The organism is Amycolatopsis orientalis (assembly GCF_000943515.2).
In the GTDB taxonomy this organism is placed as follows: Bacteria; Actinomycetota; Actinomycetes; order Mycobacteriales; family Pseudonocardiaceae; genus Amycolatopsis; species Amycolatopsis orientalis.
The window spans coordinates 9,071,031-9,097,040 of the sequence record NZ_CP016174.1 but is presented as its reverse complement, the minus strand read 5'-3'; the positions used below and the strand labels follow the sequence as shown (position 1 = coordinate 9,097,040).

Genomic DNA, 26,010 nt, shown 5'->3' with positions numbered 1-26,010 from the left:
CGGTCCTCCTCGAAAGAATTGGATGCTGGTGGCGGCCGGACGGAAGACGTCGTAGAACCGCTTCCGCCCGGCCGCAGTCGGTGGCGCGGGCGCGCTCCGCCGAGAGCACGACGAGATAGCCAGCAAGATCCGCAAGGTCTGGCTAAACCGCCCCCGCTCGGTGCGATGGCTGATCGGCGAGCAGGACGTCGCGCAATGCCGCACGGAGCTGCCCGGCCTCGACGTTGGTCAGCCGGGCGAGCCGCCCACCGGGCAGCTCGATCTCGACGTCCGCAGAAGTACGCCGCCGCAGGTGCAATGCGGACCGTTGGCCGTCGCCATCGCGGCAACCGACGCTGCGGTGGTGCCATCCCAACCGACGAAGCAAGGCCGCCGCGGGCACGGTATGACATGGCCGCCTCATGGGCCTTCGGCCTTCCTGATCAAACCGAGGCCGTGGGTCCCGGCGGTCGCGATCGCGTACCGCAGGACTCGGTCGGGAGGCTGGCGCGGCGCGCGGCGGTGTGAACCTGCATAGGCGGACTCGGCTTGCTGCCGTCGCCGCCACGCCATCCGCAGCAGGCAACAGATAAATGTCAGTGTGGCGCACACCGTGATGCTCAAGGGGATCATGCGCCCTCACCCCTCGCGGTGGGGATCGCGGCGGGACCAGATATCGGGGTCGTGGTCTCGCCGCGACATGGCGACAGAGCAGGGCGCCCCTCGGCGGTTGGGGGAAGACAGCCAAGGTTCTGCTCCGCCGTGCTCGTCGTGTCCGTCGTCGTGACGGCGCCAGATATGGCTGGCGCGGGTGTGGCCGCCACCTCAGTGGGATTCATGACGGCAGAGCGGAACTGCGCGGTGGCCCCGTAGTCGTGGACCGCGCTCTCTTCTGGGGGAGCCACGACCACGACTTCCGAGTCGCACACGGCAACACACAGCGTCCGTCCACGGCCGGTCACGTCACGGCACGCGATGGACCAGGGTCCGGTGTTCGTCATGCGGCACCACCTCGCGCGGTGTCCCTACTCCATTCCCGTCGACACACCGGCTGCACGAACAAACACGGCACAGCGAGCTGAGTCTTTGGGTATCGTGACGCGCGTGGCGCCACGAATCGCTGGAAGAGCATAATTACTCCAATAGTCAGCGAGTCCCTATTTGATTTGTTGCGTCGGGTTGTCTTCCGCGCAGGTTGTCAAAACGTACATAACGTCTCGTGGAGTCAGACCATACGTGACCGGTATAGCAGCGGTCCGTAGGCGTTGATTAGTTAAACTGTTGTGGCAGGTCCCGGTCCAGAGCGGCTATGCGGCGGTGATGGGGCGTTCATAGATCGTTGCCTACGCTGACCTGCCCAAATTTCGGCACACTGCTTTGCTTGGCGTGGACGGAAACCAGCGCTGGCGCGTTTGTCGTCAGATCAATGTGCGCCCTGCAGGAGGCGCGGTTTGTCAAAGCGCTGATAATAGATTTCGAGATAGAGACGTTCGTCGGACTCGATATACAGCCGACCTTGCTGGTCGAGCTCAAGGCTCCATATCGCCACGTTGGTTTGGGTCGGCGCGGCGAGCCACACGGCAGCGGCGGTGAACACGTCGGCATAGTCGACGCCGCTGACGGTGTGAAGCTGAGCCGTAGTGACGGCATCGTGTGGGTGGGGCATGGAACGCATCCTCCATACAGGCGGGGTGAACGCCGGTGCTTTACGCACGCCTGCGACCGATTCCGGGTCGTCAGACGCAGGCCTTGTGGGTGGTCGCGCTTTTGAGCTGCCAAGCGCGACGCCTGCGTGGGTAGATGTCGCGCGTCCACCCCGCGGCGCGCGCTCTTCCGGATTGCAGGGAAGCTAGTGAACGCTCAGTGATCAAGTGACAGCCAGAGCGGCAACGAGGCGTCTATGAGGCGACTATGTGGCGACACTAGCTCCGACCTGCGAAAACACCTTTATGCGGGCCGTAGTCCGAACGGGTACAGGTTATCGAGTGGGTGATCAGACTTGACGTATAGCTGGCTATCGTGACAGTGACCGACTGGTGAGGTGATTTTCATGGGGGACCGGCGAGATGCACTTGCCGCCCGGCGCGAGCAGTTGGGCTACACCCAAGAGAGCTTCGGAAGAGCAGTCGGGGTGGAGTTTTCCACCGTCGGGCGTTGGGAACGGGGCGACTTGACCCCGCAGCCGTATCGGCGGCCGCGCATCGCGCAGGTACTCAAAGTGAGCCTGGCCGAATTGGAGATCTTGCTCTCGCCGTCTCGGCCGGTTCCGTCATCAGCGCTGACGACATCGCCCCGCTATGCCCAGTCGCTTGATGATGCGTTGAGAACCTTAGAAGCGGTAGCTCATGTTGACAACGGGGCGGCTACAAAGCCCGGTATGCGTGTCTTTGAGGGGCGGCTGCCCGCTCAAGCTGTCCGTGCTTGGCGCTTCGGTGCGGCGGCTTTCGATGTGCCGACGGACGGAGCCCCGGCAAGCATTCGCGACATCGACGAAATTAAAGCGACGACCACCGCACTTGATAGGCTCGACCGCCAGTTTGGTGGCGACTACTGTCGCGGGCTAGCTGTGAAGTATCTGACGGATCGTGTGTTGCCGGCACTTCGGAGTCCTGCATCTGATTCGGTACGTCGCGAGCTATTCCAGGCTTCGGCAGTGTTGGCCGAGGTTATCGGATACATGGCTTATGACTCTCAGCTTCACCGTCTCGCGCAGCATTATTTTATCCACTCCCTCCGGCTAGCCAAAGAAGCGGGAAACCCTGCGTACGGATCGTTCGTCTTTGCCACCATGAGCCACCAGGCGCTGTACCTCGACCGACCTGACCAGGCGTTGACACTTGCTCGGGCTGCACAGGAGACTGCTTCGTCCGGCTCCGTCGCGGCGGTGAAGACCGAAGCCGCCATGCTCGAAGCAACTGCATCCGCAGCCCTTGGCGATCACAGCGGTAGCACTGAAGCTCTACGCCGAGGTGAGAAGTCGTACGACCATCACGGTGCGGCAGATGAGACGCCCTACTGGATGGCGCACTGGGATGACGCGGTGTTTGCGAGCTTCGCCAGCTCGGCATGGCTCGAGCTAGGAGATGTTCGGGCGGCGGAACCGTATCTGCAGGTCCTGTCGGACAAGGCCCAGGGGCAGGTGCGTCGCGAGGTCTTCGCGGCGGGGCAACGCGCTAAGGCTGCCCTGCTCGAACAGGATGTAGAGCGATGTGCTCACTATGGCACGATGGCGGCCGAAGCCGCTGCGGCCGCTAACTCGAAGCGCTCGCATCACATCGTCCGCGACCTGCTCGGCCAGCTTGAAGGGCACCGGCAGCTGCGGCCTGTACGCGAGTTGACAGAGACGGTGGCCACGCTCCTACCAAGTGAGGCACCTTGACGCATGAGCAGCCCAACCACTGCGGTGATCGCACCGTCTTCCAGCACGACTTGAAAGACGAGGGCGCCCCGGAGCCCGAGTTCAACGTGGGAATCGCCGAGCGGTTGCCGCGAAAGAACGTTGCAGCGGGTGCGCTCGTCCGCGACGATTCGGGTCGGATCCTCTTCATATCGCCGACCTACAAGCCGTTTCTGGACATACCGGGCGGCTTGACCGAGGATGAGGAATCGCCGTTAGCCGCTTGCTACCGCGAGGTTCGGGAGGAACTTGGGGTCGACTTGCAGATTGGTCGGCTGTTACTCATTGACTGGATGCCGACTCATGGCGTGTGGCGTGACAGTGTCCAGCTCATCTTTGACGGTGGCGTCCTCAGCGTCGAACAGATCGAGGCGATTCGGCCGGCGGCCAGCGAGGTCAGTCGCCTTGAGTTCCTCCACGTCGACGCGGCCAAACAACACCTTCGTCCATCAATGGCTCGGCGAGTTAGCCTGGCGCATCGGGCACTTCTTGATGGTTCGACGTATTATGCCGAGTTCGGTCGAACCCCGTAGGTGTGCAGCTGCAATAAGATCGAACAGGCAGTGGCGGCTGAATCTGCTTAGTCCCAGGCGATTTGGTGCTCGTGTAACCATGCTGGTGGATCCATGGCACCGCTCTGAGCTGCTTGCGCGATTCTGCGATCGCGGCTTCGCTGCTCGATCCAACGCGGCACGCCGCGTCGGTGTGTCGTACGGCTGCGACGGCTCGCCCCCGCTCGAATGACTCTTTCGCGTCGCATGGCTTCGAAGGTTTCGAAGGCAGGTGCCACTTGGCTACTGCGAAGTTGTTGGGCTAGAACAACCGCGTCTTCGAGGGCTAGCGCGGCACCTTGCTCTGTAGCTGGTGGGACGGCGTGGGCTGCGTCGCCGATGAGGATGACCTGGTCTGTGTGCCATGTCGGCAGGGTGTCGAGAGTGCGTGTGTTGGAGGGCAGGATGACGGTCGCGGCTCGGGTGATGTCCACGGCTGGCGTACGGTCGCGCCGAAAGAGTTTCACGAGGCGCCTGCGCCAGGTCTCGGTGTCGCGTGCTTCCTCCGTTGATAGTGGCTCTGGCGAGGCGATATTGGCGTACCAATAGATGTCGCCGCCGGCGGTCGTATAGCCAAACGTTGCCTTTCGCCCCCAGTAGATGTGAAAGGCGTCCGGCGACGGAGGTGCGGCGGTGCTCGCGGGGGCGTAGCCGTAGACGAGGTGGGTTCCGGCGTAGTGGGGTTCTGGCGTGGAGGGAAAGGTCAGCCGGCGGGTTGTGGAGTTGAGTCCGTCTGCGCCGATGAGCACGGTGCCTTCGGCAGTGGATCCGTCGTCGAAGGTTGCTATGACGCTGCCGGGGCGGCTAGTCGCGGCTATCAGCCGCTTATTCATAGTGACGGCTGCTCCGCGGTCGGCGGCCGCGGAGCGCAAGACGCGGGCGAGGCGAGCGCGGGGCATCGTGCGGGGGACGTCGTTGTGTCCGTTACCGGTGAAGGAGACCGTGCCGAGGTGGCGGCCAGTTCCTGAGCTGAGCTCGGTGTTGGCGACGGGGTAGGAGATGTCGTTGACGATGTCGTGTGCGTCGATGGTGCGCAGGGCGTTGAGACCGTTGCGTGGAAGGCGTAGTGCGGCTCCGCTGTAGTCGCCTCCGTCGTGCCGAGCTTCATAAACTTCGGCTGTGATGCCGGCTTTCCGCAGAGCTAGGGCAGCTGCGGACCCCGCGATGCCGCCGCCGACGATGATCGCGTGATGGGTCACGCGGCCCTCCCTAAGGCACGTGAGAGCGCTACGAGTTCGTCCACCTCGTCGTGCGCTGAGTTGGTATCCGGGATTGCGAGAGGGACGGCCCGTTGTTGCTCACCTTGGTCGCCAGGGGAGCCTTGGAGTGCTTCGGCGACGAGGTCTGCCAGCGGTGTGTTGGCTGGGCGGCCTTCGCGGAGCTTCGCCACGCGTGGGCTGATTCGGACGAGTCCGTCTCGGCATTCGATCATCCGACGGTAGTAGCGGCGGTGCACGTCCCATACGCGGAGGGAGTCCCAGGGTGTGGTGGAGGCGCGAAGAAATTCGTCTTCAGGAAACGCATGGTGCAGGGCTGTCCACAACGGCTCAAGTGCTTGGTAGGCCTGGCGTTGCCGCCACCAGATTCGGACGGCGGTCAGTCGCATACGAGCTGCCGGATAGAGCAGGCCAAGCACGATCGCGACGATGCCAGTAAAGGCCAGCGTGCCGTTCACGCCGATGATGTCCACGAACAGGCTTCTGGTTAACCAATACTCGACGTCGATCGCGGCAAAGACGCCACTGGTCAAAGCCGTCAGCGCGAAGCCGATAGCTGCGACGCGGAGTCCCATGCCTAGCCGCCGCTCCGCCTGTCGTGCGTAGCGTAGGGCCGAGATCGCACATGCGCCGAGCGCGCAGCCCATAAAGAGGTTCGCGGCGAAGTAGATGACCGACATGTGCGGGACAGATCGCGGTGCCGGGGCCAACGTCGCCGCGCCGATCATGACGAGTTCGGCGGCGAGCAGAGCCAACGCGTTGCGACGGGTGCGGCGTTTGGCAACTTGCCGGGGCAGTGTCGCCGCATCGAAGAAGAACAGCAGCGATAGTACGGCAGCCGAGGTGGGCGCGTGCCATGCGATGGCGGACCACACCGGGCCCCCGCGCACGAGCGACGCCTCACCAACGACGTCGCGCAGGATGCGCCCGATGAGCGCGAAGGCAAGGAAGCCGACAATGCCTTGCAAGGGAAGGTTCCAGGGTTGCCGACTGAGCTGATAGCCCTTCCAGACCAGGCCGCCAAGCAGGCAGCTGATCAGTGCGGCACTGATGAGCCAGCTCATAGCCAGCCGATCCGGGCGCCGAGAGCGGTGTCCATGCCACGGGCAGCGCCGTCAGAGGGCCGAGGGGCCGCGATGTTCAGGATGGACGCCCACTCGAGGATGATCGTCGCGACTGCTTCGGCTTCCCGTTCGTGGTCGGTGTCGTAGGCAGTTCTCCGGAGCGCTCGTTTCACCGCGTCGTCGCCGATATCCGGGTACTGGTGGCTCAGGGATCGCGTGCCTGGCGTAGTGAGCCCGTCGGGAAGGACGTCGCTGTCGAGGGCGCCCTGATGGCCGCCGAGGATATGGCCGAGTTCGTGCAGGACGATGTGGTCCTGGTGCCGTTTGGATGTTTCCTGCTGGAAAAGGATGTAGTCCGTTTCGGGGGTGGAGATCCACATGCCGAAGGGACCGGGCACGGGGATGGGATAGGCGATCAGGCGGATCGGTTTACCTCGGATCTCGCCCATCTGACGGCATAGTTCGGTGACGTCCAGAGGTGGGCGAACGTCGAGCTTGCTCAGCATCTCGCGGCATTGCCGACGTATGCGCCGTTCTGACACCCGTACCCTCCCTCCGCGGTAGCGACTTCGGGCAGCATCGCAGAAACCGAGATGGTGGGTCCGCGCTAACCGCTCGGAAGCCCTCCATCGGGTGGTGAACGCCTCTCGGCTTGTTCCTGCTGGTAGACGACATCGAGCATGTCTCTCACCAGCTTCAGGCGCTCGGGTGACAGTTGCCCGGCGCGCATCGCCAGCAACTGAATCTCCTCATCACCCGAAAGGGTGGCCATCCTCGCGCGCTCCGCCTTCAGCGCTTCCAGCTGCTGGTCGACTTGCCGCACAAGTTCGACGTCGTCATCGAAGAAGTACGCGACCGGAACCTCGAAGAACGCCGCGAGTCCCTCCAGGTAGCCTTTCGTCGGGTTGTTCTTCGTGCCGTTACGGAGTCCCCAGATGTAGCTCTGAGATGCCGTCTTGACGTATCCGCCGGCAATAATGGCTGCGGCGACCTGCTCGTTGCTGTACTCCTTGCCGTCCGGTCGCTTCTTCGTCGCGAAGAGGTCGTTCAGCTTCGCGGCGAGCGTTCGCGTCGCTTGCCCTGCCACCCCAGGCCTCCATGACAGCCGCTGTGTCTTCACTGATGAGACACCCAATCGGGTGATCACTTTCTCGTCAGTTGAAAAGAACTTTCTCCTGAGAATAGTCTCGAGTCTACGAAGCCTCAACTGAGGAGAAAGTTCGCCACCCAGGTGGGCTAGCGGGCTTGGAGCCTCAAGGTCGGAGGAAGTTGATGGTGACCGCAATGGCGCCAGTGCAGGTGGCAGGGCCGGGCTCGCCCCGGCGTAGCGGGGCAAGAGCGGCTCGCGTCTAGCGCGGTCGATTGCTCTGCGGATGGGGAGACGCAGATGCGACACATCAACAGCTTTGCCGAGGCGGTGCACCGGCTGCGCCGTGAGCGGGGAATGAGCCTGGGCGACGTGGCGGCGAAAGCCCGCTACAGCCCGAGCTACCTGTCCAAGCTGCTCCACGGTCACCGGGCCCTTCTGCCCGAGGTCGTGCGCCAGATCGATACGGTCCTCGGCGCGAAGGGGCAACTCGAACGCCTCGCCGAGCAGCAACGCTCCGAAGGCTCAGCGGGTGGGAACAAACCGATGCAACTGCCCGCCGACGTCCCTGGCTTCGTCGGTCGAGCAGACGTCCTACAGGCCATGGACGCCGCACTCACGAGCCAGGCAAACGGGGGCGCCCACACGATCGTGATCGAAGGCGGCTTCTGGGTCGGGAAAACGGCGTTGGCCGTGCACTGGGTCACCCGTATCCTCGGCCGATTTCCCGGTGGCTGCCTCTTCGCTGATATGCGCGGGCTCGGCCCAGGTGCGCCCAGGACGCCGGAGGAGGTACTGGACGGCTTCTTACAAGCATTGGGCGCTGGCCAAGCGGACCTGAACGGCCCGCTTGAGGTCCGGGCCGCACGGTTCCGATCGATCCTCGCCGAACGCCCCGCCGTGGTGGTTCTCGACAACATCGCCGACTACAGCCAGGTGCGGCATCTGCTGCCAGGCGGCGGCAGCGTCGTCGTCGCTACCAGCCGCGAGCACCAGGCCAGCCTGCTGCTTCGGACCGGTGGCGTGTCGATCGACTTGCCCGCCTTGCCGATCAACGACGCGCTGACCTTGCTCGCCAGCCGTGCCGGCGGTCACCGGGTAGCCGCGGACCCTGTGGCCGCGGAAGCGGTCGTACGACGCTGCGGCCGGCTGCCCATGGCGGTCCTGATCGTCGCGGAACACCTCCAACAACGGCCCGACAGCACGCTGGGCAAGATCGCGGATCAGCTGGCGACCGACCGCCACCGGCTGGACCTTTTCACCTCGCCAGACCCCACGGTCAACATCCACGGCGTCATCGACCTGTCCTACCTCGCTCTGCCACCGGCTGCAGCACGGCTGTTCCGCCTGTTGGGGATCAGCCCCGCGTACACCGTCAGCGCGGACTCCGCTGCCGTGCTCGCCGACATCGAGCCCGACCTCGCGGAGTCACTTCTCACCGTGCTTCGGCAGGCTCACCTGGTAACGCCCATGCCGGATGGTCGCTACTGCATTGACTACCTCCTGCGGGCATACGCACATCAGCGCGCGCTGGTCGAGGAGCACCTCCGCAAAGTCGAGGAGGCCCAGGACCGAGTTCTCAGGTGGTACACGGCACGAGCGCTCGCCGCCAACAACTCGCTCATCCCGAACTGGCGCGACCCGACGATCAACAGCCTGCTTGCCGACTTCGGTCAAGCCGGTCCTGGCTTCGACGAGGCGATGTCCTGGTGTCAGACCGAGGTCGCGACCGCCTTGCAAATCGCGAAGAACACCCGCAGCCACCTCGCAAAGGACCTCTTGTGGGCCCTGCCGACGGCATTCCTGCCTTACTTCGCCATCACGCGAAGCTGGACCGACTGGCTTATTGCCGCCAACGACGGGCTCGACGCCGCAACCGCGGCGGAAAGCACCCTAGGCATCGCTCGTGGCCTTCAAGTTCTCGGCTGGGCCGAGCGTGACCTCGGTCGGACATCTGAGGCCATCTCACACCTCACGCAGGCCCTCGAGCTCTACGGCGAACTGGGGGACGAGCTGCCCGCAGCATGGACCGCACACGGCTTGGCGCTCGCACTCTCCGATAGCCAGCGGCACGGTGACGCGATCGCCCATTTCCAGGCGGCGGACGACCGGTTCCGGACACTTCGCCACGACATCGGCGGCGTTGTGAACCGGGCAGCACTCGCCCTCGCCTTCCATGAGGCCGGTGATCGCGAGCGTGCTCTTGACACCGCGCGCGAAGCGCTCGACCTCGCTCAGCGGCACGGCTCCGACGGTATCCAAAGCCTCGCGCACCATAGCCTCGGCATCCTGCTGCAGCGTCGAGGCGAACATAGGACCGCCCTGACCCACTTCGATTCCGCGGCCATCCTTCGGCAGCGCCCATGGCAACGATGGAACCTCGCCGACACCCTGATCGCCCGAGCAGATTCCCTGCTAGCCCTAGGGTTTCGTCCACACGCCACAGCCGCCTACGAACAAGCTGCCGACATTCTGGAAAGCCTTCGCGATTCCCGGGCGCACGAAATCCGCGCACGCGCCGCAGTGCGAGGAAAACCTGAGTGGGCGTCAAAGAACGCGCCCGCCGGCCCAGTTCAACGCTTGCCTTCGTGGACGCGATAAAGCGTCCGTAGTCACAGTTGAGCGTGATAGCTCGGTCTGTCGTGCAGCTAAGCTGACACGTGTTCTAACTTCACGGTTCCGACCTTCAGTGTGAGCCCAGTCAGGCTACATCTGGCTGGGCTAAACTGTTTCGTCACGACATACCTCGTAGTCTCCCTTGGTTCTGCGCGCAGGCAGCACTAATGAGAACCATTTCCGTCTTGACTGGGCAAGGACAAGATCAACACAGAATCGGCACAACGTTGTGCTCGCCTTGGGGGTTCCCGCTCACCTCGCGTTGGAGGATAGTGAAATTAGAAACAGCAACCGCTACAACTCGATTTAATCGATTGCTCGGATTGTGCGGGATCGTTGTTCGGCTATTCACTTCCATTACTCTTAAGGGTTGAGGATATGATTGGAATTTCGCGGACTACTGCGGTTCGATACGGTCTGGCTGGAGCCGTCGCTGCGCTTGCCGTCCTGGGGTCTGGTGTGACGGCAAACGCCGCTACCGCAAAGGAAACGGCAGCTCGCGGTCCCGTCACAGTCAGCGAGGGATGCGGCTATCTTGGCTGGGGAAAGTACCGGCACTGCGACGGCGGAACCGGGTCCACTGTGATGCTGGATGTGGAGGATTTCTTCGGCAACATCTTCCATTACTGCGTCGGACCGGGCACCACCGACCTTCAACCGGTCATCAGATGGCGGGTGGTTGGAGCATGGTGGAACGGGGGTACCCGCTGTATCCCGGGCTATTACGGTCCAGCGTGATCGAGGCTCGCCAGCGCCGTCATCGCCGACCCGGGTTTTGCTGATCGGCGGTTGCTCTGGCACTCCGGGGAGGCCAGCGCCCCGGACGCGGCGTGGCAGGGGGCCAAAGTCTCCGCCCCATTTTGGCCTGTCACGCAGCGCCCCAACTAGCCGCTCAAGAGAAAGCGCTCCGTCGGTGTCATCGGGGGATCGACGGAAGCCGCCGGGGTGGCGCCCCTCCCCTCAAGCGCCACCCCGGCAACCCCGCAGGCGGACAAAGCCTGCTGGCAGGACGGTCCCGCCACGAGCGCTGTCAGAGAAGTAGGGAAGAACGATGACGAGCCAGACACCCATGGAATTGCGCCGCACGGCGACAGGCGTTCTGTCAGCTTGCCAGCACCATGACCAGCGCGCCCGTCAGGAGACATGGCCCGAATGGCACCACCGCGGCGCCGTCGTCGCGGCGTCGGACGCCGGGCACAGCGATCATGACCAACGCGAGCAGCGAGGCTGTCAGCAGCGCTCCGACGACCTGGACCCAGCCGATCCAGCCGGTCGCCAGGCCGACAACCGCGGCGACGCTGACGTCGCCTGCACCGACACCCCCACCGGTCGCGACGGCGAGGAGCAGGAACAGCCCGCCCGCCGCGACGAGTGCGGCAAGCGCTCGAACACCCGGTGCAGGGGCGTGCCGCACCAAACACAGCACCACGAAACCCAGAATGGCGCCGGCAAGCTGAGGCCACATCAATGCCCGGGGAAGCCGATGCTCGCACCAGTCGATTACGGCCAAGGGAACCGCCAGGACGGCCACAAACCCGTAGACGGCGAGTTCGCCGCGTGCCCCCACTCGCCAGCCCAGCAACCCCAGGACGGCGGCCGTGAGCATCGCGCCGAACCACCACGCCCCGGCCAGTGTCCGCTCAGGTCGCAGGAACCGGCGCGCGAGCCCGCTCGCTGCCGCACCGAGCATCAGACCAGCGGCAGCGCTGCCACTCCACCACCAGCCGCTCGTCGTCAGCTGCACGACTCCTCCGCCCCTCAGCGAATCACCTTGTACGCCATCCTGCCCGCCCGATCTTCCGACCGACCGGCTCTCAAACCAACGGGTGAATTTCCCGCGAGAGCAGCGGTCCGGAGCGCCATCACCACGAAAGTCGGTCTTGAGGTGAACTCGCTGCAGTGGAGTGTCGCGGCAGTGTGGCTCGCCCACGCTGACCTGCGATCGTCGACAAAACGGGGGACCGTAATGACCCACTACCGCAGCACCCGCCTCGCCCTGACCGTCCTCGCCGCCGCGGCCGGACTTGGCTTGAGCGCCTGCAGCCCGGACAACAGCGCAACCCTGACTTCCACGACGCCGGCACCGACACTCGCCCCCAGCACCACGCCCGCTTCGCCCGCCGACATCGCCAAGCAGAAGGCCACCACCGCCTACCTGGGTATGTGGAGCGACATGGCCGATGCCGCAACGACCTCGGACTGGCAATCGCCGAAATTGGTCCAGAACGCGACAGCAGAAGCGCTGTCGAAGATCTCTCGTGGCTTGTATGCCGATCACTACAACGGACTCATCACCAAGGGGAAGCCGGAGAACGCCCCCACGGTCGAATCCGTCGAACCCGCCGACAATCCAACCACAGTGAATATCGTGGACTGCGGCGACGACAGCCGCTGGATCAAGTACCGCGCCGACAACGGCCAACCGGCCAACGACGGCCCGGGAGGGCGTCGGCACATCAACGCCAAGGCAAAAAAGGCGGTCGACGGGTCCTGGAAAATCACTGACTTCGCGATTCAGGACGTAGGAACATGTTAAGGAAAACGGGTGCGACCACCGGCCTCGCTTTCGGCCTGTTCCTTTGCGCGACGACACCGGCGCTAGCCGGCGGCTGGGGCAGTGTCGACTGCAGCAGCGACCCCTCGCCTTACTGTGACCTCAACGCAGGGCGCGGCGCGCATCCCGCACCGCGACCCGGCTCAGTACCGAAACCTGGTGCGCCGAAATCGCAGGCTGGGGGCCGGGGTGCGGCCCCGGCGCTGCCGGGCGATCGAATCGTCGGAGGCAACAGCAACCAAGCCGATTGCTCGTACGTGCGCAGTAACTACCAGCCACCGGCGAACGGTGTGCAGACGATCCGCTTCAACCGACACCGCTGGGGTTCTGGTGGGGTGCAGTTCGTGTCGCTGGCCCGCCCGCGGCCCCAAGACGTGGTGCTGGCGCAAGGTCCGGGCGGCGGGTGGTACGTCTATCAGTGTTCCGGTCAGGGGCAGCGGGACGCGCTCTACCGGGCGCCGGTGTGGATTCCCGATGGTCAGGCGCCGGGTGCCGCGCCGTTGCCCTCGCCAGAAGAACTAGCCGAGCAGGCGCGGTCGCAGCTGCGGTTGCCGAGTCCGGTGATTGGCTCCAGCCCGGATGGAACCCAGCTGGTGCAGCTGCCGACGTGGCTGTGGCTGGACCGGGAGATGTGGCGGACGCAGTCGGCGACGGCTTCGGTTCCCGGAGTGTCGGTCACCGCGACCGCGATCCCTGCCTCGGTGTCCTGGGCGATGGGCGACGGCAGCACCGTGTCCTGCACTGGCCCCGGCACGCCGTTCCCCGCCCAAGGAGATCCGCGGTCGGCATCGCCTGACTGCGGCCATATCTACCAGCGTTCGTCAGCTGGTGCGCCGGCCGAACGGTTTCCGGCCACGGCGACCGTGTCGTGGCGTATCACCTGGTCCGGCGCCGGAGCCTCGGGAACGTTCCCGGACATGACCACCAGTGCGGCGGCGTCCTTCCGGGTCGCCGAAGCCCAAGCCTTGGGCACCGGCTGATCCGGACGACGTTCCTAACTGAATCCACAGTTCTGTTTCTTTTCCTTTCCTTTCCTGACCGGGTATTAGCGGCGACATTTCTGGCCGGGTGAATACGTGGTGCGGGCGAGCTATGCCTGAAGGGGTTTCTCGTGACCAGTACCGACAGTCCCGTGCGCGGTAACAGCGCGGCCGGTGAAGCACGGCCGGTGTCGTGGCTGAACGCCTCGGGTTCCCCGTCAAAGGCGGCTGCGCGCCGGGGTCGGCGGCGCCGGTTGCCGCATCTGGCGGCCGGGGTGCTGCTGGTGGTGCTGTGCGTCGGTAGCGCTGTGTGGTGGACGACCAGTACCCAGGACCGGGTTCCGGTGCTGGCGCTGGCGAAGCCGGCCCCGCTCGGGCATGTGCTGACGCCCGCAGACCTGCGCAGCATCGACGTGTCCGCCGCACCTGGCGTGGCACTCGTTCCGGCGGATCGGGCGGCGAGCGTGCTGGGGCGCCCGATGGCGACCAGCCTCGGCACGGGAGCGCTGCTGACGCCGGACGCGGTGGGCACTGCCGCGATCCCGGAGGTGGGCCGGGCGGTGGTCGGGGTCGTCGTGAAGCCGGGGCAGGCCCCGCCCGAGCTGGCCGCCGGATCCCCGGTGACCGTCGTCGTCACCGCTGCCACAGCGGCAGGCGCCTCGGCCACCGGACAAGCGCCGGGCACTTCCTGGCGTGCCAAGGTCGTCGGAGTCGCCCCTTCGGGTACGGATCAGTCCACCGTGGTGTCGCTGGATCTCGACACGACCGGGGCGTCGCAGCTGGCACAGGTCCCGGCCGGTCAGCTGGCGCTGGTGATTCAGCCGGCGGGCGGTGAGCGGTGATGCTGGTCGCCTTGTGTTCGGTGAAAGGTTCGCCGGGCGTGACGACCCTGGCTGTCGCGCTGGCCATGACGTGGCCGCATGCCGAGAGCATGCGCCGTCTGGTCGCCGAGGTCGACCCGTCCGGGGGTGATTTGGCGATGCGGTTCGGCCTGCCGGGCTCCCCGGGGCTGGTGAGCCTCGTCGCTGCGGCACGCCGCATCCACGATCCCGCAGTGGTGTGGGACCACACCCAGGCCTTGCCCGGTGGCGCCCGCGCACTGGTGGCCCCTCCTGGTGGCACGCACGCGCGAGCCGCCCTGTCGACTCTGGCCACGGCTCCGGACGGGCCGCTGCTGCCCGTCGTGGCCCGCGACATGGACGTGGTGGTGTTCGCCGATTGCGGACGGGTGGATCCCGGATCACCGGCCGAGGCGATCGCGCGCCGCGCCGACGCTCTGGTGCTGGTGACGGGCACTCAGGGCGACGACCTCGCCCATGCCGCGGTGCGGCTGGGAGACCTGGCGCGCTGGACACCGCGTCCCGGCTTGCTGCTGACCGGTGATGGCTATCCGACCGTGGATGTGGAGCGTGAGCTGGGGATACCCGCGATCGGGCGTCTCCCGCACGACCCGGTCGCTGCCGCCACCCTGACCGGTCGCCGGCCTCCACCGGCCCGCCGCCGCGGCACCAACGCTGGCCTTGCCCACCACGCCGCTGCTCTCGCCCGCACCCTGGCCGAACCGGTCGGTCCCACCGCGTCGCCACCGGTGCCCATGCCGGCCGGTGTCCCGGGTGTACCCGCCCAGCAGGTGCGCCGACCCGGTGGCGTGCACATCACCCCGCCCGCCTTTGGGTCACCCCCGCCGTCCGCGCCGCCGCAGGTGCGGGATCCGCGGCACAACGGCCAGCAGCCCAGCACCGCCGGGAAGGAGTCACCCGCATGACTCAGACCCATCACCACGCCGCACCATCCGCCACGACCGGCCCGGGGGATGCCGAGCAGCGGCTGCGCGCCCGGCTCCGGCAGGCGCTGACCACGGATCTGCCTGGCCGGGTCGAGACCGCGTCCCGTACGAGCGGCGGTGCGTTGAGCTTGGCGCGGCGTCGCGAGATCGGCCGCGAGGTCCTCGACATCGCGGTCGCCGCGCACAGCGAGGCCGAACTTCTCGCCGGACGCGCCCTCGTGGACTCCTTAGCCGAGCAGCGAGTCGTCGACCAGGTTCTGGATGAGGTGTTCGGCTTGGGTGGGCTGCAGCCCCTGCTGGCAGATCGAACGGTGGAGACTATCGCGGTCAACCGCTTCGACCGGGTGTTCGTGCAGTACAACGACGGCCGCCGTGCCCAGGTCGCGCCGGTAGCGGCGTCTGATGGAGAACTCACCGACCTGATCCGCACCCTCGCCGCTCGGGCGTCGTCGGAGGAGCGCAGGTTCGATCGCGGCAGCCCGGCGCTGAACCTGCAGCTGCCCGGCGGGGAGCGGCTCTTCGCGGTCCTCGGTTTGACGGCGGGTGGCGTGACGGCGTGCACGATCCGCCGGCACGGCTACCTCACCGCCACGCTCCCGCAGTTACGTCGCCGCGGCACCCTCGACATCGGTCTGGAACGGTTCTTGCGCGCGATGGTGCGGACGCGGAAGAACGTGCTGATCACCGGCGGCACCGGAGCCGGGAAGACCACGCTGCTGCGGGGCCTGGCCGCGGAGATGGACCCACTGGAGCGGATCGTCACGGTCGAGGACGCCTTCGAACTCGGTCTCGACCGGGATCCCGAGCTGCACGCCGATGTCACCGCCCTGCAGGCCCGCGAACCCAACGTCGAGGGCGAGGGCGCCATCGACCAGGCCGAGCTGGTCCGCTGGGGCTTGCGCATGTCCCCGGACCGGGTCATCGTCGGGGAGATCCGCGGGCCTGAGGTCATTCCGATGTGCAACGCGATGTCACAGGGCAACGACGGCTCCATGGCCACCCTCCACGCGTCCAGTTCGAAGATCGCGTTCACCCGCCTCGCCTCCTACGCCGCCCAAGGACCAGAGCGGCTCCCGTTGGAGGCCACCGCGCTGCTCGTGGCGAGCGCGGTGCATTTCGTGGTGCACCTGGACCGGGCCGCCGACCGGACGACACGGGTGATCGCCTCGATCCGGGAGGTGATCGACGCCGAGGACGGGGCAGTGATCTCGAACGAGGTCTACCGCCGCGGCTCGGACCGCCGCGCCGTCCCGGTGGCCGGCGCCCTGCGCGCAGACACCCTCGACGACCTCGCCGCCGCCGGCTTCGACCCCGACCTGCTGTCCCGGCCTGAGGGGTGGTGGACGCCATGACCATCGACACCACCACCTTGATCGCCGCCGCGCCCGGCTTGGGAACCGCTGTCGGCCTGTTGCTGATCGTGGCCGCCTGGCGCCGGCCCGCGGCGGTGCCGCCACCCTCACACCCCAGCACGCTGCTGCGCGCCGCACGCGACCAGGCCGGAGACCGGAGGGTGCTGCTGCGCCTGGCCGTGGCCATCGGCGCGGGCGTCCTGACCGGGGCCGCGACCGGGTGGGTGGTCGGCGCGGTGCTGGCCGCCGCTGGAGCGTGGTTCCTGCCCCGGCTGGTCGGTCCGGACCGCGCCCACGCCCGCCGGGTCGCGCGGATCGAGGCGATCGCGTCCTGGACCGAGATGCTGCGCGACGTCCTGTCCGCCGCGGCGGGGCTCGAGCAAGCCATCCTCGCCACCGCCCCGCTCGCTCCCGCGGCCATCCGTAGTGAGGTCACCACCCTCACCGCGAGACTGGAAAGCGGGCAGCGCCTGGCGCCGGCCCTGCGGGCTCTCGCGCGCGAGCTGGACGACCCGACCGCGGACCTCGTCCTCGCCGCCCTCGTTCTCGCGGCCGAGCACCAGGCCCGCCAACTCGGCGACCTGCTCGGCTCCCTGGCCACCACCGCCCGCGAGCAGGCCGCGATGCGCATGCGCGTGGAGACCGGCCGGGCCCGGACCCGGACCTCGGTGCGGGTCATCGTCGCCACCACCCTCGCCTTCGCCGGCGGGGTCGTGTTGTTCAACCGCGCCTACCTCGACATCTACAACACCGCAACCGGCCAGCTCGTCCTGCTGCTCATCGGGTCCCTGTTCGCCGCCGGGTTCGCCTGGCTCGCCCGGATCGCCACCAGCGGACGGCAAAACCGGGTGCTGGCCCTCGACGCACCGGAGGTGACTGGAGCGCCTGGCGGCGGCGAGGCGACGCTCGGCGGAGGTGACGGGTCATGATCCCCGTTCTGCTGTTCGGCGGCGGTGCCGGTGCCGGCCTGTGGCTGCTGCTGACCTGGGCCTTGCCTCCGGCCCCGGACCTGAGTGAGCGGCTGTCCCAGGTCAGCTCGCGACCACCGGTGGCGCCGATCGTTCGTGCCGATGACGCCGCCTGGGTGCGCACGTGGGGCCGGCTATTCATCCCTGGCCTGCGGATGCTCGGCCTTCCCGGCGCCAGGGTCGAGAGCGATCTGCGCGTCATCGATCGCGGTGTCGACACTCACCTGGCCTCGAAAGCCGTGCTCGCCGTGACCGGTCTGCTGGCGCCATGGCTGCTGCAAGCGGTATTGGTCCTGGGCGGGCTGCCACTGGAGGTCGAGGTGCCGCTGCTGGCCGGGCTCGGTCTCGCCGCGCTCGGCTTCGTGACCCCGGACCTCGACGTCCATACCAAGGCCACCCGGCTGCGGCGCGAGTTCCGTGACGCGCTCTCGGCGTTCCTTGATCTGGTGTGGATCACCCTCGCAGGGGGAGCAGGGGTCGAGACCGCCCTCGGTGACGCCGCAGCCGTCGGCACAGGCCCGGCGTTCGCCAAGATCCGCCGCGGACTGCACGCCGCGCAACTGACCCGCACCACCCCGTGGAACACGCTGCGCCGGCTCGGCGAGGAACTCGGCATCACCGAGCTTGCCGAACTCGCCGCCTCGATCTCCTTGGCCGGTACCGAAGGTGCCCGCGTCCGCGCCTCGCTGGCGGCGAAGGCTCAAGCACTGCGGACACATCAGGTCACCGACGCCGAGACTGACGCCCAGGCCGCCACGGAACGCATGGCCCTACCTGTGACGGCGTTGTTTCTCGGCTTCTTGGCCTTCATCGCCTATCCCGCGGTCCTCCAAGTCCTCAACGGACTCTAGCTGCCGAGGTTTGACAGCGGCGAGAAAGCCTCGCACGAAAACGAAAGAAGGAGCCATGAAGCGATACGTCCGTACGATATGGACACTGGTGTCGGCGAGGATCGCCGTGCTGCGAGCCGAACCTGAGCGTGGCGAGATCACCACCACTGTCATTGTCACCGCGCTGATGGCCATCGCCGCGATCGCGATCATCGCCATCATCGTCGCGAAACTGACCGAGAAGGCCAATTCGATCAATCTCGGGATCGGCTGACCATGCCAGCCCGAAACCCATCACCGCGGCGGAGGTCTCACTGCCTGGTGGCTCGCCGTGTCCGGCACGCGTTGTCCGGGGACCGGGGCGAGGTCACCGTCGAGCTGGTCATCGCGACACCGCTGCTACTGCTGGCGTTGCTCGCCATCATCCAGTTCGCCGTGTGGTCGCACGCGACCCACGTCGCCCAGACCGCCGCCTCGCAAGCTCTTGCCGCTGCCCGCGTCCAGCACGGTACCGCCGACGCCGGCCATGCTGCGGGACAGCGGCTGCTCGACGACCTCGCGGCGGGCCCGCTACGGGAACCCCGGCTCGGCGTGGTCCGTGACGCGACCTCGGTGTCGGTGAGTGTCCGTGGCGAGGCCGCCGCGGTCCTGCCCGGTGTGCACCTGCACGTGCACGCCGAAACAGTCGGCGAGGTCGAGCGCTTCGTGCCCGATACGGACACAACACCCTGACTTTTCCTTATCCAGAGCCGAGTTTGGTGTAATACCGACAGGAGTTACCGATGGGCAACCTCAGCCGTTCCGGCATGGTGTCGCCGGTGCTCGACGGTGTGTTCCCGGACGGGCACGACACCGTGCTGCTCCATCCCGCCGTCACCGCGCGCCACCGGCGCCGTCGGCAGATCCTAGCCGCGGTGGGTACGGAAACCGTCCTGAAAGGACTGGCCGGCACGATCGCCGTGGGATTCGCCCTGGTAGCGGGGAACGGATTCGCCGGAAAATTCATCTTCGCCGCCGTGGTCCTGATCGTCGTGCTGGCCGGCTGGCGTGCCGTGTGCGCGGCACGCGAGTACCGGGGGTCGCGCGATGACGCTCCCCGGACCCGGTTACGCCGCGGCGAGGGTTGGCGCAGCAGGGATTTCACCGACCTCGGGCCCGATACCGCAAGGCTGGTGCGGGAATTGCTGGCCGGAGTTGACGAGCTGCACCGCACACCGGCCCGGGCCTGGATCGACCCCGCCCTGCCGGGTGAGGCGCACCGGGTGGTGTGGGAGGCCGTGTGCTGTCTCGATCGCAGCCGCGACGTGCGCGTCCTCGCCGAGGAACTCGCCACCGATCCCGACGCTGGCGAGGACCTGGTGACCGCGGCACGCCAGGCGATCACCACGATCGACCAGGGCCTGGCCGAGGTCGCCCGGCATCTGCACGGCTGCCTGCTGCTCACCCGAGCGTGGGAAGCGAAACTGCGGCACACCGACCTGACTCGCCGCACCGGCCATGTTTTGGTCGCGCTACCCGGCCACGACCACCTTCGCCGACTGACCCACGCAGCCGAAGTGTTGCCGCAGAACGTGTTCGCTCACGTCACCGCGGCCCGCGACCTCACCCACGCCGGGGAATTCCCCTGGGAACGACCATCCACGGAGTGGCCCCGACTCACGCTGGTCCCACCCCACCGTGCGACGACCACCCCGACCCGCGCCGACGACCAGGCAGGGGAGAGGCAGCCGTGACGCCGCGAGGGAGCCGACAGCTGGGAGGGGTACGGGAATGGTGGCGGGCCGAGCGCGGCTCGGTGACCGCTGAGACCGTGCTGGTGACGCCGGTACTGGTCATGCTGCTGGTGTTGCTGGCCGTGGTGGTGCACCGCGGTGTCGACGCGCGGCTGCGGCTCGACGACGCCGCTCATCAGGCCGCTCGCGCCGCCACCCTGCACCGCGCCACCGCGGCCGCCACCACTGCCGCTCGCGACACGGCCGGCGCCGTGCTGGCCCAGGCGGGTGTGGTGTGCCGCGAGGTGACCACCACGCTGTCAGGAACGCTGGTTCCCGCTGGCGCGGTGACCGTTCGCGTACGGTGCACCGTCGACTTTGGACAAGCCGCGCTGCTCGGCGTCCCGGGCAAGAGAACCCTGGAATCGTCCGCCAGCGAAGTGGTGGATACCCACCGGTCCAACCCCCGCGAGTTCGGGAATTCTGAAGGTGTTGCGGCTCTGAACCCAAGTGGTGGTAGCCGGTGATGGCTGAGCGCGTGTACCTCGGTTCGGGAACCCGAGGACGACGCGGATCAGTTTTGCTCGGTCCAAGGGCCAGTTGGATGCTCGTTGCGGTGCAGCCACAGTCGCGGTTGCAGGTGCTCGTACCGTTCAGTGAACTCTTCGTCCCCGGGATACCGACCGTTGCGGTCTGGCCAAAGAAGTTGAAGGAACGGCACGATCGGGGTGGCGCGATAGAACCCCATGGAGGTACCGAAGAAGAACTTGCGCCAACCGTCGTCGACGGACCTGACGCTGACCTGGTAGTCGTCGTTGAGGATTTCATCGAGTTCGTCGTTGGCGGCCAGCGTGCGACCGGCGGCGATCCGATCACCGACAGCGTTGAGGCAACGCATCATCACTGTTGGCTCAAGACCAAATGTGGCGATCTCCGGCGAGCGGTAGGTGTGCCACAAACCGACTGTGAACGCCCATCCCGGGCTGACGTCGTCTTCCGGAATCGCCAGCACGCCCCAGCCGGTTTCACCGATGTCGTTGACCAGTTTGGTGTCGACACTGTCGAGTCTGTCGCGGTCGCCGTAGTCCTGGCAGACCAGGCATCGGCAGATCGTGGCTTCGGCGAACATGGCAGGGACGATATACGCCAACGAGCACACCAACCCTGGCCAGCACAGAGCAACCACCAGCCAACTCACCGCGATCAACAGCCTGCGGGACTTCCCGCACAAGCTCGCCCTGGCGGTGCCCGATGACGTCAGCGCGCGAGTGGAAGCCCCGGCACGAGAGCGCGGAGCTGGGAGCCGGTCAGCCTCCGGCGATCGAGCAGCGCCTCGGCGATACGGCTGATGTCCACCTAGTGCCGGTCGACGAGGTCCTGCGCGATCTCGGCCCACAGATCGGGCTGATCGTCGGCGAGTCCGTACGCGTGACGGGCTTCGGTAATCAGGGCGTCGTGCCCGCCGTGCAGGTAGGCGCCGAGACGAACATCCGCCGCAGTCACGCCCTCATGCAGGCGTTCAGCCGCGCTCGTCACCTCGAGGACATGACGAGCCTGGGCGAGTGGCCTGGCGTGCGCGACGACCGCCACCGACGACACATCGACACGGCAGGGCCGGACCGCGGTGAAACCAGCACGCCCAGCGCCACGAGGCCGCAGCATGACGTAACGCAGCGACCGGCCCTGCAGCAGGTAGACGACCACGTGCCCGGCCTCATGCCAAGCGGTCACACGATCCTCGTCCATGTCAGGCGAGTCCGTCCCGGGTGCGGTCACGCCGCTCATTCTGCGTACCCCTCAGGCATATCGAGCAGCCGCGTGCCCGGCACGCCCGCACGCCTGCGGTGGTGGCGGGCGGAGGAAGGCCGGGTGACCGCGTTCGTGCTTGCCCTTCTGCTCGGGCTGCTCGCTCTGACCGGGCTGTGTCTGGACGGCGGCCTCGCCCTGGCGAGCAAGGTCCGCGCCGGCGGGCAGGCCGAGTCCGCCGCTCGTGCCGGCGCGCAGGCGCTCGACCTCGCCGCATATCGCGCCAACGGCGCTGTTGGCATCGATCCGGCGCGGGCACGTGACCTCGCGCAGCGGTATCTCGCCAGTGTCGGTGCCACCGGCACCGTCGCGGTCGCCGGGGACACGGTGACCGTCGAAGTCACCACCGTCTACCGGACCCAGCTGCTGTCACTGGCCGGAATCGACGCCATCCACACCCACGGGCGGGGCGCCGCCCATCCCCAGCGCGGGGTCACCGGCATCGAGCCCTGACCCCACGGCCTGCACCAAACAGAAGGGAGAACACCGGCATGGTCACTTCTGACGAAGAGATCGCCCGCCGCCTGGAGGAACGAGATTCCGCGCGCAGCGCCCGCCGCAAGCAAGCGGCGGCCGTGGTCGGGGAGCTGGCCCGCCGGCACACCGAACTGGCCGAGCAGCTCGCCGACCTCGAACGCGAGCTCGGCGAGGTCCTCACCGCGGCCGGCGACGTCATCGGCGTACCCGAGCTCGCCGACGTCACCGACATCCCCGCCGCCGACCTCACCCGCTGGCGAGACCAGGCGACCAAGCCCGCCCGCGGCGGCAAACGCAAACGCCCTGGCGCCGCGAAAAACAACGGCATCCCCAGCAAGGACACCCCGACGGCCACCGTGCCGCGCGCCGGCCAGCCCGCCGCGCCAGCCTCGTCCGCACCGGCAGCCGGCAGTCGTGCCGAAGCAGCAGTAGGCGCGGCGAGCAGCTGATGATCGGCGGCGCGCCTCTCGCACGCACCACACGGCTGCTGGGCCGGGTGACGAGAGGACTGCTCGCCGCCGTGCTACTGGCCGCGCTGGCGGCGGGCCTGCCGTGGGCGCTGATCCACGGCGTGGGCTGGCCATTACCGGATCACCTGCCGAGCCTGGACGAGATCGGCACGGCGCTGATGACGCAGATGTCTCCACGGTTCCTGCTCAACACGCTCGCCTGCCTGGCCTGGCTGCTGTGGCTGGCGTTCGTCCTCGACCTCGCCGCGTGCACGGCCGACGTCGCCCGCGGCGCCCGGCTGCCGTACCTGAAACGGCAGACAGGACCGGTACGGCGCGTCGCGGCCGTGCTCGTCGGCGCCCTCCTCGTGGCCGTGCTCGGCCGCACCGCCACCGCGGCACCCATCACCCCCGCCGACACCGCACGCCCCACCGGCCACGCCCAGGTGGCCGTTACCGCTCCCACTTCCACGACACCGCTCGCCCTTGAACAGTCACGGCTTCCGGCCGAGCCCGGGATCGAGCGCGTCCGTCCACCGGAGAACGGGGTGCACGACTCGCTGTGGAGGATCGCGCAGCGCTGCCTGGGCGAGGGGGATCGCTGGCCGGAGATCTGGGCCCTCAACCACGGCAACGCCCAGCCCAGCGGACGGGTACTGACCAACCCGAACCTGATCCACCCCGGCGACACTCTCCACCTCCCCATCACCAGCCCGCCGCCCGACCCGCCTATGCCGCCTCTCCCGGAATCGACGCTCGCACCCTCGGTACCCGCGCCCGAATCAGCACCACCGGTACCGGCCACGACCACGCCACCGTCCTCGGAGACAGCTCCGGCCGCGACGCCTACCGCCGTCCCCGCAGCGGATAAGCCTGTTGAGGGCGCGGCGAGTTGGGGGAGCGGTGAGGTGTTCGTCAGCCTGGGCCTGGCCGCCGCGGTCAGCGCCCTGCTCGTGCTCGCGCGACGGCGACGCCACGCCCAGTACCAGCCGGGCAGCGGCCGGCGCGACGACGACCTGCCCGTCGCCCCAGTCGTGTACCAGCTACGCCTGGCTCATCTGCGCGCCCGCCACCACGACGAAGACCTCGAATTGAACACCGAGGCCGACATCGCGGCTGGCGACCCGGCACCGCGCTCGAGCACGGCACCGGAAGGAGCGGACAACGAGGGCCCGCTGACGGTGCTCGTACCTCGTGTCCGCCGCGTGATTGGCGCCGCCGCACCTACCGGCAGCGTCGCCGGACCGGCGACGCTGCCATCCGTGGTCGACATCGCGCTCGACACCACACGCCCTGACACCGACGGTGAGGCCGCCACCGCAGGTGAGGGGACCCAGGTCGCCCTCGACCTGGCCAGTGTCCACGGGCTCGGCCTGGTCGGGCCCGGCGGCTATGCCGCGGCCCGTGCCCTTCTGCTCACTCTCCTGGCCACCGCATCAGAGAACGCGCCCACGTTCAGGATCTACGTGCCCAGCGCCGACGTGGCCCGCCTGCTCGGTGTGGCAGGAGCGACCAGCGGCCTGCCAGAGCCGATCACCGTGGTGGCCGACCTGCACACCGCCATGGCCGCCCTCGACGCCCCGATGCCGCCGCGGCCCGCTGTCCTGATCGCATCGCCACCCGGCGACCCTGGCCAGCAGGCGCAGCTGCAGCAGCTGCTCGACAACAACGCCCAGCACGGACTCACCGCGCTGATACTGGGCCAGTGGCGCGCCGGGGTAACCGCCTACGTCACAGGCGCCGGGATCATCTCCGCGACCGACCCCGGCCTCGGTAAACCCCTGCGCGGGACCCGTGCCTTCACCCTGCCCGAGACCGCGACCCGCGACCTCCTGGCCCTCCTCCGCGACGCCGCACCCCACGACAGCACCGCCGAAGTTCACCCGCCCAGCGACGCCCCCAAGCCCCGGAAGGCAGCGACACCACCGGACACCAGTTCCCCAGCCCCGCCACGGAACGCCGGCGACGACCCACGACGACTGGAGATCACCGCGGGACCAGCCGCGCCGGAACCGTCCCCGGCCAGCGACCCCGCCGAGGAGCCACGCCCACGTGCGGCACGCATGGATCCGGGATCAGCCGTGCCGCTGGCGCTGACGATGTTCGGCGCACCGGTCCTGCACTGGCGGCCCGGCCCCGGCCAAGCCGAGACTGAGCTGCGCGAACTGAGCAACCGCCCGCTCGAACTGCTGGTCTTCCTCGCGGTCCATCCAGGCGGGGTATCGCGGGACGCGATCGTCGACGCCCTCTGGCCGAACGAACCACCCCGCAACCCTGCCAGCGTGCTGCGCACGATCCTGTCCCGCATCCGCCGCGCTCTCGATAACGGGACCAGCGGCGCCGTCGGCGAACTGGTACTGGCCGAGCACGGCCAGTACCGGCTCGACCCGGCCGTGGTCGAGGTGGACTACTGGTCCTTCGCCGACGCCGTGACCCGCCGCCGTACCGCCGACACGGCCGAGCGGCGAGCTGACGCCTACGAGGCGATCGTCGCGCACTACGGAGGTGTCCTGGCCGACGGCGTGGATTCCGACTGGCTCATCGCCGCCCGGGAAGCGACGCGGCGCGACGCGCTCGACGCCGTGGCCGCCCTCGCCCGCGCCCGTGTCGAGGTAGACCCCGACTGCACCCTGGATCTGCTGGAAACCGCGCGGGCGTTCGATCCGCACAACGAATTGTTGTACCGCGACATCATGCGCCTGCAACACAAACTAGGCCGGCACGACGCCATCTCCCGCACCCTGGACCTGCTGCGAACCCGCCTCGCCGAAATCGACACCATGCCCACCGCGGACACCGTCGACCTCGCCCAGCGGCTGCGTGACCGCGACACCGGAATACCGGTCGAGGTCTCTCCCGGACCACGGCGCCATGAATGATCACTGCCGCCGGATCTCGAACACGCCCCCCCGAAGTGGAAATACTGGGCGGTAAAGGTATTTCTGCGGAACAGCGAAATACCTCGATTTCGCGTCACGAGTCCGCCCGCGCTGATGCTAACGTCGGTCGCGGCAACGCAACCGTTGAGGTCAAAGAAAAGAACTTCGTGGGCGCACAATCGCATTCCCCGGCAACTCCGACACCTGCTATCGCCGAGTGCTATCAGCGAGTCTCGCGAGTCCCAAAGACACTCCTATGCCACCGGGGCGACTCGCCTGTCCCGCGCGCGGATGCCGCCGCGAATG

27 protein-coding genes are annotated in these 26,010 nt (G+C 67.5%); 18 read left to right on the top strand and 9 right to left on the bottom strand.

All coding sequences use genetic code 11. From position 1 onward, the window contains the following. Positions 1 to 142: 142 nt before the first annotated feature. A complete protein-coding gene (locus SD37_RS42395) occupies positions 143 to 355 on the bottom strand; it encodes a hypothetical protein (RefSeq protein ID WP_236725224.1) in 213 nt (70 codons plus the stop codon). A gap of 1,047 nt (positions 356 to 1,402) precedes the next feature. Next, entirely contained in the window at positions 1,403 to 1,645 is a 243-nt protein-coding gene (locus SD37_RS39920) for a hypothetical protein (RefSeq protein ID WP_044855250.1), read from the bottom strand. A 384-nt stretch (positions 1,646 to 2,029) separates the two neighbouring features. On the opposite strand from SD37_RS39920, the gene SD37_RS42380 reads away from it, so the two are divergent. After that, positions 2,030 to 3,358, top strand: coding sequence for a helix-turn-helix domain-containing protein (locus SD37_RS42380; RefSeq protein WP_145926848.1), 1,329 nt, complete (start codon positions 2,030 to 2,032; stop codon positions 3,356 to 3,358). Next, a complete protein-coding gene (locus tag SD37_RS39910; RefSeq protein WP_052675118.1) occupies positions 3,355 to 3,909 on the top strand; it encodes an NUDIX domain-containing protein in 555 nt (184 codons plus the stop codon). The genes SD37_RS42380 and SD37_RS39910 overlap by 4 nt, the downstream gene beginning before the upstream one ends. A 47-nt stretch (positions 3,910 to 3,956) precedes the next feature. On the opposite strand, the gene SD37_RS42375 is transcribed toward SD37_RS39910, so the two are convergent. The 4 genes from SD37_RS42375 to SD37_RS39895 all read right to left on the bottom strand — a co-directional run bounded on the left by SD37_RS42375 (position 3,957) and on the right by SD37_RS39895 (position 7,295). Beyond that, positions 3,957 to 5,126, bottom strand: a complete 1,170-nt coding sequence (locus tag SD37_RS42375) for an FAD-dependent monooxygenase (protein ID WP_083255212.1) — start codon at positions 5,124 to 5,126, stop codon at positions 3,957 to 3,959. Beyond that, complete coding sequence (locus SD37_RS39905) at positions 5,123 to 6,208, bottom strand: MAB_1171c family putative transporter (RefSeq protein ID WP_052675117.1); 1,086 nt, start codon at positions 6,206 to 6,208, stop codon at positions 5,123 to 5,125. The genes SD37_RS42375 and SD37_RS39905 overlap by 4 nt, the downstream gene beginning before the upstream one ends. After that, entirely contained in the window at positions 6,205 to 6,750 is a 546-nt protein-coding gene (locus SD37_RS39900; RefSeq protein WP_044855248.1) for a hypothetical protein, read from the bottom strand. Before SD37_RS39900 ends, SD37_RS39905 begins: the two co-directional genes overlap by 4 nt. Positions 6,751 to 6,815: 65 nt before the next feature. Then, the gene (locus SD37_RS39895; RefSeq protein ID WP_044855247.1) at positions 6,816 to 7,295 is read right to left on the bottom strand and encodes a hypothetical protein; all 480 of its coding nucleotides are present in this window, start codon (positions 7,293 to 7,295) and stop codon (positions 6,816 to 6,818) included. Between the two features lie 300 nt (positions 7,296 to 7,595). Here SD37_RS39895 and SD37_RS39890 point away from each other — a divergent pair, with 300 nt between their 5' ends. Together SD37_RS39890 and SD37_RS44055 are read left to right on the top strand one after the other, a co-directional pair. Further along, positions 7,596 to 9,896, top strand: coding sequence for a helix-turn-helix domain-containing protein (locus tag SD37_RS39890; protein ID WP_044855246.1), 2,301 nt, complete (start codon positions 7,596 to 7,598; stop codon positions 9,894 to 9,896). A 393-nt stretch (positions 9,897 to 10,289) separates the two neighbouring features. Continuing rightward, entirely contained in the window at positions 10,290 to 10,649 is a 360-nt protein-coding gene (locus tag SD37_RS44055; RefSeq protein WP_236725223.1) for a DUF6355 family natural product biosynthesis protein, read from the top strand. Between the two features lie 364 nt (positions 10,650 to 11,013). Here the strand turns inward: SD37_RS44055 and SD37_RS39885 are convergent, their stop codons facing one another. Next, positions 11,014 to 11,655, bottom strand: coding sequence for a prepilin peptidase (locus tag SD37_RS39885; protein ID WP_044855245.1), 642 nt, complete (start codon positions 11,653 to 11,655; stop codon positions 11,014 to 11,016). A 222-nt stretch (positions 11,656 to 11,877) separates the two neighbouring features. Between SD37_RS39885 and SD37_RS39880 the strand changes: the two genes are divergently transcribed. The 11 genes from SD37_RS39880 to SD37_RS39830 all read left to right on the top strand — a co-directional run bounded on the left by SD37_RS39880 (position 11,878) and on the right by SD37_RS39830 (position 20,620). Next, positions 11,878 to 12,447, top strand: coding sequence for a hypothetical protein (locus SD37_RS39880; protein WP_044855244.1), 570 nt, complete (start codon positions 11,878 to 11,880; stop codon positions 12,445 to 12,447). A gap of 362 nt (positions 12,448 to 12,809) precedes the next feature. Further along, positions 12,810 to 13,445 (top strand): hypothetical protein, encoded by a 636-nt coding sequence (locus SD37_RS39875; RefSeq protein WP_236725222.1) that lies wholly within the window; start codon positions 12,810 to 12,812, stop codon positions 13,443 to 13,445. A gap of 131 nt (positions 13,446 to 13,576) precedes the next feature. After that, positions 13,577 to 14,287, top strand: coding sequence for a hypothetical protein (locus SD37_RS39870; protein ID WP_236725221.1), 711 nt, complete (start codon positions 13,577 to 13,579; stop codon positions 14,285 to 14,287). A 38-nt stretch (positions 14,288 to 14,325) separates the two neighbouring features. After that, a complete protein-coding gene (locus SD37_RS39865) occupies positions 14,326 to 15,210 on the top strand; it encodes a CpaE/TadZ family protein (protein ID WP_236725220.1) in 885 nt (294 codons plus the stop codon). Further along, positions 15,207 to 16,583, top strand: coding sequence for a CpaF family protein (locus tag SD37_RS39860; protein WP_052675115.1), 1,377 nt, complete (start codon positions 15,207 to 15,209; stop codon positions 16,581 to 16,583). The genes SD37_RS39865 and SD37_RS39860 overlap by 4 nt, the downstream gene beginning before the upstream one ends. Then, positions 16,580 to 17,512 (top strand): type II secretion system F family protein, encoded by a 933-nt coding sequence (locus SD37_RS39855; RefSeq protein ID WP_044855241.1) that lies wholly within the window; start codon positions 16,580 to 16,582, stop codon positions 17,510 to 17,512. Before SD37_RS39860 ends, SD37_RS39855 begins: the two co-directional genes overlap by 4 nt. After that, positions 17,509 to 18,402: a type II secretion system F family protein gene (locus tag SD37_RS39850; RefSeq protein ID WP_044855240.1), complete on the top strand. Its 894-nt coding sequence runs from the start codon at positions 17,509 to 17,511 to the stop codon at positions 18,400 to 18,402. Before SD37_RS39855 ends, SD37_RS39850 begins: the two co-directional genes overlap by 4 nt. A gap of 55 nt (positions 18,403 to 18,457) precedes the next feature. Continuing rightward, positions 18,458 to 18,655, top strand: a complete 198-nt coding sequence (locus SD37_RS39845; RefSeq protein WP_044855239.1) for a hypothetical protein — start codon at positions 18,458 to 18,460, stop codon at positions 18,653 to 18,655. 2 nt (positions 18,656 to 18,657) lie between these two features. Beyond that, on the top strand, positions 18,658 to 19,113 hold the full coding sequence (locus SD37_RS39840; protein WP_044855238.1) for a TadE/TadG family type IV pilus assembly protein: 456 nt from the start codon (positions 18,658 to 18,660) through the stop codon (positions 19,111 to 19,113). Positions 19,114 to 19,163: 50 nt separating this feature from the next. Then, positions 19,164 to 20,114, top strand: a complete 951-nt coding sequence (locus tag SD37_RS39835; protein ID WP_044855237.1) for a hypothetical protein — start codon at positions 19,164 to 19,166, stop codon at positions 20,112 to 20,114. Positions 20,115 to 20,176: 62 nt separating this feature from the next. Then, on the top strand, positions 20,177 to 20,620 hold the full coding sequence (locus SD37_RS39830) for a TadE/TadG family type IV pilus assembly protein (RefSeq protein WP_236725219.1): 444 nt from the start codon (positions 20,177 to 20,179) through the stop codon (positions 20,618 to 20,620). Between the two features lie 47 nt (positions 20,621 to 20,667). Here the strand turns inward: SD37_RS39830 and SD37_RS39825 are convergent, their stop codons facing one another. Continuing rightward, positions 20,668 to 21,222, bottom strand: coding sequence for a DUF4262 domain-containing protein (locus tag SD37_RS39825; protein WP_044855235.1), 555 nt, complete (start codon positions 21,220 to 21,222; stop codon positions 20,668 to 20,670). Between the two features lie 227 nt (positions 21,223 to 21,449). Next, positions 21,450 to 21,824: a hypothetical protein gene (locus SD37_RS39820; RefSeq protein WP_145926846.1), complete on the bottom strand. Its 375-nt coding sequence runs from the start codon at positions 21,822 to 21,824 to the stop codon at positions 21,450 to 21,452. 87 nt (positions 21,825 to 21,911) lie between these two features. Between SD37_RS39820 and SD37_RS39815 the strand changes: the two genes are divergently transcribed. From SD37_RS39815 to SD37_RS39805, 3 genes are read left to right on the top strand one after another with little or no spacing between them, the layout of a single operon-like run. Continuing rightward, the gene (locus tag SD37_RS39815) at positions 21,912 to 22,352 is read left to right on the top strand and encodes a pilus assembly protein TadG-related protein (protein ID WP_236725218.1); all 441 of its coding nucleotides are present in this window, start codon (positions 21,912 to 21,914) and stop codon (positions 22,350 to 22,352) included. Between the two features lie 38 nt (positions 22,353 to 22,390). Continuing rightward, positions 22,391 to 22,825, top strand: a complete 435-nt coding sequence (locus SD37_RS39810) for a hypothetical protein (RefSeq protein WP_044855232.1) — start codon at positions 22,391 to 22,393, stop codon at positions 22,823 to 22,825. Then, a complete protein-coding gene (locus SD37_RS39805; protein ID WP_044855231.1) occupies positions 22,825 to 25,704 on the top strand; it encodes a BTAD domain-containing putative transcriptional regulator in 2,880 nt (959 codons plus the stop codon). The genes SD37_RS39810 and SD37_RS39805 overlap by 1 nt, the downstream gene beginning before the upstream one ends. Positions 25,705 to 26,010 lie beyond the last annotated feature (306 nt).